Origin of the sequence: uncultured Campylobacter sp. (genome assembly GCF_963517995.1) — a bacterium.
Taxonomy (GTDB): domain Bacteria; phylum Campylobacterota; class Campylobacteria; order Campylobacterales; family Campylobacteraceae; genus Campylobacter_A.
The window spans coordinates 1-7,865 of record NZ_CAUQHQ010000103.1; the positions used below are offsets into that span (position 1 = coordinate 1).

6 protein-coding genes and 2 pseudogenes are annotated in these 7,865 nt (G+C 46.3%); all 8 read right to left on the reverse strand.

Annotated features, from left to right (window positions below; all coding sequences use genetic code 11):
• Positions 1-806, reverse strand: an 806-nt coding sequence (locus RYL88_RS09740; RefSeq protein ID WP_314990920.1) for a M48 family metallopeptidase, incomplete at its 3' end; no start/stop codon positions are given.
• An 8-nt stretch (positions 807-814) separates the two neighbouring features.
• Entirely contained in the window at positions 815-1,939 is a 1,125-nt protein-coding gene (locus tag RYL88_RS09745; RefSeq protein ID WP_314990922.1) for a hypothetical protein, read from the reverse strand.
• A gap of 5 nt (positions 1,940-1,944) precedes the next feature.
• Positions 1,945-3,306 (reverse strand): sodium-dependent transporter, encoded by a 1,362-nt coding sequence (locus RYL88_RS09750; protein ID WP_314990924.1) that lies wholly within the window; start codon positions 3,304-3,306, stop codon positions 1,945-1,947.
• A 169-nt stretch (positions 3,307-3,475) separates the two neighbouring features.
• Positions 3,476-5,416: a BCCT family transporter gene (locus RYL88_RS09755; RefSeq protein WP_314990926.1), complete on the reverse strand. Its 1,941-nt coding sequence runs from the start codon at positions 5,414-5,416 to the stop codon at positions 3,476-3,478.
• Positions 5,417-5,556: 140 nt separating this feature from the next.
• Entirely contained in the window at positions 5,557-5,685 is a 129-nt protein-coding gene (locus RYL88_RS09760) for a hypothetical protein (RefSeq protein WP_314990929.1), read from the reverse strand.
• Positions 5,676-5,762: pseudogene (locus tag RYL88_RS09765) on the reverse strand (hypothetical protein); the annotation flags it as partial. The pseudogene RYL88_RS09765 and the gene RYL88_RS09760, both read right to left, overlap by 10 nt.
• A 139-nt stretch (positions 5,763-5,901) precedes the next feature.
• Entirely contained in the window at positions 5,902-6,354 is a 453-nt protein-coding gene (locus tag RYL88_RS09770) for a hypothetical protein (RefSeq protein ID WP_314990931.1), read from the reverse strand.
• A pseudogene (locus RYL88_RS09775) lies at positions 6,351-7,865 on the reverse strand (ABC-F family ATP-binding cassette domain-containing protein); the annotation flags it as partial. The gene RYL88_RS09770 and the pseudogene RYL88_RS09775, both read right to left, overlap by 4 nt.

Genomic DNA, 7,865 nt, shown 5'->3' on the forward strand with positions numbered 1-7,865 from the left:
AGTTCATGCCCCAAAACGGCAATTATCTCCTCTAGGCTTAGTTTTTTAACGAGCGTGTCGAAAAGCACCACGCGTTTAGTCGCGCCAAGGCCGCCGAAATAGGCGTTTAAGCGGTTGTCGCGCTTGCTAGCGTCTATCGTAAAAACGCCGCTACTTTTAAATCCGCACTGTGCTAAAAGCCCTTCAATACGGCTTTTTAGCTCGCCCTCTTCTAGCGGCTGCATTTTGTTAAAAATTGGCGCGATGAGCGTCGGGTAGATGAGATTTATAACAAGCGCGATGGCAAAGCTAAGCAAAAACGCCCAAAACCACCAAAAATCGCCCAAAAATCTAATGCAAAGCAGCACCAGCCACACAAACAGCGTGCCGAAAACCAGCGTTAGCGCGAGCGTTTTAAGCAGATCAAGCGCAAAAATTTTAGGCGTAACGTTTGAAAAGCCGAGCCTTTTGTCTTTGACGAAGGTTTCGTAGATATTTAGCGGTAGTTCTAGCAGCGACGAAACGAGCAAAAATACCATAACCATAAAGACGTTATCGCCTATATCTCCCGTTTTGTAGGCATGCCCCGATATCGCGCCAAGCCCCCAGCACGCCCACATCATAAATATCGCGGCGTGATAAAGAAGGCTAATTAGCTCGAATTTTTGATTACTTATCGCTGCGGCGGCGGCGGTTTTATACTCCCCCTGCTCTAGCACGACGGCCGGCTTTTTAGCCTCTGCGCGGATAAAGCCTATCTGCAAAATCGCCAGCCACGCCTTTGCGGCAACGTAAAAAAAGTAGATACCGAGTAAAAAATAAAACATATCTTCCCTTAAATTTTATAAAGGCTAAAGCAGCCGTAGTCGGTGCGCACGGCCAAAAATTCCTCGCCGTTTATGCGTTCAAATTTGGCCTCGCAGCGCCTTACGATATGCTCCAAGCTAAATTCGCGTTCTAATTTCCCGCTTTTTAGATCGACGACACGAGCCTTGTCGTAGCTAATTAGCGCCAGCCGCAAGCCGTCCGCGCTAATGCAAATCTTCTGGGCCTTGGCGCATTCGCCCCGCATCCACGCGGTAGTTTGCCGCGAGCCTGCGGCGTCAAAACAGACTAGGCCGCCCCCATAATACTCTCTGCCCAGCAGCGAGCCGTCTTTCAAAAAGCAAACGTCGCTAAGCGCACCGAAGTCCTCTTTTATCTCGTTTAAAATTTCTCCGTTTAGAGCGTTTAAAATTTTGATCTCGTTTTGTTTGCAGCTTATAGCCAGCTTTGCGCCATCCGTGCTAAGCGCTATGCAAAACGCAGCCCCGCAGCCAGGATCCGTTTCGTATTTGCCAAGAGACGAAAAACCCCCGTCTCGCAAAACGTAAATTTGGCCGTAAGCCGCAAATGCCGCCGTCTTGCCGGACGCGCAGACGCAGCTCGTAATATCGCCGTTTCTTTTTATTTTTAGCTCTTTAAAGACGTTTGTAAATTCGCCCGTTTGTGGGTTAAATTTAAAAATATCGTGATCTAAGTCCAGCAGCAAATTTTCGCCTGTGCACTCAGCCTGCCATGCAAGCGGCTTTGGCAAGACGATCTGCTGCTTTACGGCGCCGCTCGCGTCCAGCCTGATGAGAAAATCATCTAGCGCGCCGCTCTCTTTGTAACCGCCGCATTTATAGACGAAAAGCTCGCCGTCCGCGCCAGCAAATGCTAGCGCTCTCGTGTATCCGCCGCCGATACATACGTGCAGGCTAGCTTCGCCAGCTAGCGCACCCGCGTTTTGCATGACGTAGCCTTTTTTCAGGTTCTCCCACTCCTTTTTTACGTAAGCTTTTTGCGCCTCGTCCGTGCTTGCAAACTCCTTTTGTGTCTGCCTAGTTTTGCCGTTTTTGACGCTCTGGCTAACTAAAATTTGACCCTCTACGCGCAAATTTAATCTATCGCCGCTAGCTAAATTTATGAGATTTGTCATCAAATTTACTTTAAAAAATTATCGTAAAACGAGCTGATAAAAAGCACCAAAATGATAAACGGCACGACGAATTTGATATACCAAAACCAGATATTTACGAGTTTTGCATATTTTTCGCTGCCCTGCATTATCTCGCGTTTGGCTTCGTCTTTTAGCACCCAGCCGACAAATATCGCGCATCCTAGCGAAGTCAGCACGAAAAATATCGTAGCGCTGATGGCGTCGTATGCGTCAAAGATATTTTTACCGAAAATTTTAATGTCCGCAAGCAGGTTCGTAGCCATCAAGGACGGTAAATTTCCAAATATAAATATCGTGCCAAGCACCAGCAAAATCGCGCTTTTGCGCCTGATTTTAAATTTTTCTTGAAGCGTCGTGATGATGACCTCGTAGATCGGCAGCGAGGTCGTGAGCGCGGCGATCATCAGCAGCGTAAAAAACGCCACCGCAAAAAATCCGCCAAAAGGCATATGCGAAAAAACGATCGGCAGGCTCTTAAACACGAGGCTTGGGCCGCTATCGGGCGAAACGCCGTAGCTAAAAAGCGACGGAAATATCATAAAACCGGCAAGTACGGCGATGAGAGTGTTTAGGATACCCGTGATGATAGAGATTTTAACCAGCCCTTCGTCCTTTTTAACAAAGCTTGAAAGCGTGATCATCACGCCAAAACCAAGCGAAAGCGCGAAAAATACCTGCCCCAAAACCTCGACGAAAAGCTTTAAATTTATCTTTGAAAAATCTGGCGTGAGGTAAAATTTGACCCCCTGCGCCACGCCATCTAAGGTTAAGTTTTTTACGATCATCACGATCATGAGCACGAAAAGCAGCGGCATGAGGTACTTCGCCGAGCGTTCTATTCCGCCGACTGCGCCCTGCACCAAGATCGCGTAGTTTACGAGCACGAACACGAGCGTCGCAAAGCTGATAGCCAGCGGATCGCTCACGATATTTTGCTCGTAAAACGCGCTCGTAGCCTCAAAGCTAAGCACCTGCGAGAGATCGAGCATACCAAATGCGATCTGCGCGATGTAGTTTAGCACCCAGCCGCCGATAACCATGTAGTAGGCCATGATGCCAAATGCCCCAAGCAGCCCCATCCAGCCCACGATTTTCCACGCCGGATTTATATTTTTACCGCCGAATGCGTCCACGGCGTTGCATTTTAGGCGTCTGCCGATCGCATTTTCAGCCAAAATCATCGGTATACCGATCACGATCATCGCGATGCAAAACACGAGTACGTAGGCGCCGCCGCCGTTTTGCCCGACTAAATACGGGAAGCGCCACGTCGCGCCAAAGCCCACGGTCGCGCCCGCAACCGCCAAAATATACGTTACCTTCGAACTCCACGATTTTCTATCCATCTGTATACCTTTACGAAAAAGAGAGATTATATAAAAATTTTATTTAAAGTTTTTAGAACCATCTTTGAAATTTAAAACAAATCTGGATTAAAATCGGTAAATATTATTAGAAAAAGGCTACTTGGCATAAATTTAAAGGCGTAAATTTCTGCAAATTTACGCCAATTTTTTATTTTCTAACGACATGTAAAAACTGCATATGTTTGCGGTATTGCTCTATGACGTCGTTTATCAGCGTGGCCTCGCTCCAACCAAGCACGTCGTAGTCTTGACCGCCCTCTTTTAGATATACCTCGGCTCTGTAGTAAAGATCGTCGCCCTCAAGCTCTCTAGTGTAGTCCGGGCTCTGGCTTTTGGTGAGATATACGCCGTATCTAAAGTCCATCTCGTCGCCAAGTCCGACGTTTAAATTTACGAAATTTTCAGCTTTTGTTACATTTGCCTCAAGTCCGTTTTTGGCAAATTCATCTTTTAGCTCGTTAAAGGCTTTTAGCACGACTTCGTTTAGAAATTTACTGCCGTCTTTTTTGCTAGGTAGAGTGATGATAGCGCTTAGTCGCTCTTGCCAAGGCTTTGAAAGATCGCTAAGAGGCATGTTGTTAAAGTTATTTGTCTCTTTTTTGGTCGCATCGACGCGCAAGGCTTTAAATAGTCCGTAAATGGCGCCAAGTAGCACGATAGCAAACGGCAACGCCGTAGTTATCGTAAGCGCTTGAAGCGAGCCAAGACCGCCGGCTAGCATCAAAAATGCCGCCACGACGCCCACCGTAACGCCCCAAAAGACCTTTTGCCAAACCGGCGTATCGTCCTTGCCGTTTGAGCAAAGCATGTTCATCACGATCGCCGCTGAGTCGGCCGAAGTGATGAAAAATATGACGATCATAAAGACTGCGATCGTGCTTAGCACGCCTGAAAAGCTAAATTTTTCTAAAAACATAAAAAGCGCCGAAGCCGAGTCGGAATTTACGGTCGTCGCAAGCTCGCTAAAGCCGCCTTGAACAAGCGCGATCGCCGAGTTGCCAAAAAAGCTCATCCAAGCAAAGGTAAAGCCGGTTGGCACGAAAAGTACGCCGATCACAAATTCTCTTATCGTCCTACCCTTTGAGATTTTAGCTATAAAAAGCCCCACAAACGGCGACCAAGATAGCCACCAAGCCCAGTATAGCAGCGTCCAACCGCCAAGCCAGCTCTCATTTTGCCTCTCGTAGGCGTAGAGGTTAAAGGTGTTTGAAATAAGCGTCGAGACGTAGTCGCCGCTGTTTTGCACAAACGACTTTAAAAGCTGCGTCGTATCGCCTAAAAATAGTATCAAAAACATAAAACATATAGCTAGTGCGATATTTGAGTTTGATAAAATTTTAATCCCCTTATCCACGCCGCTTGCCGCTGAGATGGTCGCTGCAAAACAAAGCACTATTAGAAGCGTGATATGCATAGTCGGCAGGCCAAAAACGTGCGTAAGGCCGGCATTTACCTGAAGTACGCCGTATCCTAGCGAGGTCGCTACGCCAAATAGCGTCGCTACGACGGCAAATGTGTCGATAGCGTTGCCGATCTTGCCGTAAATTTTATCGCCGATTATCGGATAAAACGCCGATCTAAGCGTGAGCGGCAAGCCGTGTCTGTACGAGAAAAAGGCAAGGATTAGCGCCACGATAGCATAGACCGACCATGCGCCCATGCCCCAGTGAAAGAAGGTAATATTCATCGCAAGCTTTTGCGCTGCGATAGTTTGCGCGTCGCCGAGCGGCGGATTTAGATAGTGCATGAGCGGCTCGGCCACGCCAAAAAATACAAGTCCGATGCCCATGCCGGCGGCAAAAAGCATAGAAAACCACGAGATATTTTTGTGCTCCGGCTTTACGTGATCGGCTCCAAGCTTGATCTCGCCAAGCTTGCTAAAGCCAAGGATAATGATACTTAGAAGTATGACGGCGACGGCCAGGATGTAAAACCAGCCAAATTTGGCCGCGATGTAGTTTTGCATGCCTTTAAAAAACTCATTTGAGAATTTTGGAAATATCGCTGCAAATGCCGTTATTAAAAATATGACAACAAGCGATGGGATAAATACCGAGTTGTTAAATTTAGACCTTTGAAATTTGATCATTTTTCTCCTTTTTTGTAAATTTCAGCTTCATTTCAAAATAACGAAAAAAAGTAAATGGGTCAAATTTGCCCCTTAAATTTTGAGCTAAATTTAAGGGGCAAAGCACCTAAAAAAGGTGCTTTAAAAAATTTACGTTAAATTTATCCGCAATCCCTCTTTGCACCCCTAGCTTTTGAAACGTCAAAGATGATCGCAACGATAAAAGCTATGCCAAATGTGATATAAAGTATGATGGTCGGATTATCTACCTCGATGCGAGATAGTGCCACGTCGCGCCAAAACCGACCGTAGCGCCCGCAACAGCCAAAATATACGTTATTTTCGAACTCCAAGTTTTTCTATCCATCATAAACCTTTTAATAAAACGCGAAATTATATAAAAAATTTAATTAAAATTACGGGCAAACTGCGGTAATTTGGGTTAAATTTTTAATCTTTTCTAAATTTTAGGCCTAAATTTAAGCGGACTAAACGTAAATTTAAGCCTAAAATCGAGTAAAATGTCTCAAAATTTTAAATTTTCCTATCGCATGGTACGCTAGCGACCAAACGAGAAAACAAATGCCAATAAGCCTAATAACATCGGTAAAATCGCGAATCTCAAATCTGCCCGTAATTAAAGAAAAAATCACTCCGCCCGCGATACAAAGAGCAAGAAGTGTAAGCGAGATAAAAACCGTAATGTTTATAATTTTTGCCGTCATGCTCTTGTTTTTGCTATTTTTAGCCAGGGTTTCAAGCAGGGTTATTCTATTTATAAAGCCGTCTCTTTCGTACTCTATGCGCACGAGGTCGCCCTGTTCCAGACTAAAATCCACCGAAAAAACGCCGCTAAACTTAATCCCGTCCAGCTCAAAACTAGCGCCGATAAACTCGTCTCGTTTAATCGTGCGTAAATTTAGAGCGCTAACTCTGCCCGTTTTAGTTAATTTTTTCAAATTTGCTCCAAATTTTCGGCGATTTCCAAGACCTCAAAGTATTCGTTCTCTAACGTTTCAAGCTCGCTTTTAGCCGCTTCTAGGTCGTTATAAAGTGCGGTTAGGCCGATTTGCTGATAGATTTTAGGATCGCTAAGGCCCGCGTTTAGCTCTTTTATCTTAGCCTCTAGCGCGGCGATTTTTTCCGGGTGCGAGGATAAAATTTGCGTTTGTTTGTAGCTTAGCTTCGCGCTGGTTTTGCTCTTTTGTTTTTGCGCTTGCTCGGCTTCGTTTGCTAGGCTCGCTTCGAATTTACCAAGCTCGGCTAATTCGTCTTCTAGCTCGAGGTAGACGCTGTATTCTTGATGTAGCACCTCGATCGCCGTCCCCTCAAAGGCCCAGAGCTTATGCGCGATCTTATCGACGAAGTATCGGTCGTGACTCACGATGATGATAGCGCCTTCAAAGCTTTGCAGGTAGTCTTCAAGGATATTGATAGTAGCGATATCAAGGTCGTTTGTAGGCTCGTCAAGCACGAGTACGTCGTACTCCTTGCTAAAAAGCAAAGCTAGCGCCACGCGGTTTTTCTCGCCGCCGCTTAGCACGCCGATGGGTTTATCGAGAAATTCTTTAGGAAATAGGAAATTTTTAAGATAGCCGTAGACGTGCATATTTCGCCCGCGCACCATGACGTGATCGCCGCCGTTTGGACAAAAGGTCTCGATGAGACTCTTGTCATCATCCAGCGCGCTTCGCGACTGGTCAAAGTATCCCACGCGCACCTCGCCGCGCTTTATTTCTCCACTACTAGGCTTTTCAAACCCGAGTAAAATTTTAATAAGAGTGCTTTTGCCGCTGCCATTTCGTCCGACTATCGCGATACGCTCGCCTTGCAAAACGCGCGCGTTAAAATCTCTAAAAAGCTGCTTGCCGCCGATAGTTTTGCTTAGTTGCTTGATCTCAAATAGCATCTTTTTGCGGTTTACGCTTTGAGTTTGATTAAAATTTTTGCTCGCGCGCTCAAGCTCGAGCCTAACGCGGCGTATTACGCCCGGATTTTTCTTAGCCTCCTCGCGCATGGCAAGTACTCGCTCTTTGCGCCCTTCGTTGCGTTTTAGACGTGCTTTGACGCCGCGACGCAGCCACTCCTCCTCGGCTTTTAGCTGTTTTAGCAGCGTTTCGTGGGATTTGGCTAGGCTAGCTAGGATTTCCTCTTTTTTAGCTAGATAGTTCGCGTAACCGCCCTCAAACGACGCCAGCGCGCCATCCTCGATCTCGGCGCTTCTAGTCGCTAGCGCGTCGATAAAGTATCGATCGTGCGAGATAAAAACTATCGTCTGACGCGAGCTTTTTAGCATATCTTCAAGAAATCTTACCATATAAACGTCAAGATGGTTCGTAGGCTCGTCAAGTAGCAAAACATCTGGCTTTTTAAGTATCAGCGCGCCCAGAGCCACGCGGCGTATTTTGCCTCCGCTGTGGATTTAGACAGCGCGGTTTTCGTTTTCTTTTATCTTAAACTCGTCCAGAAG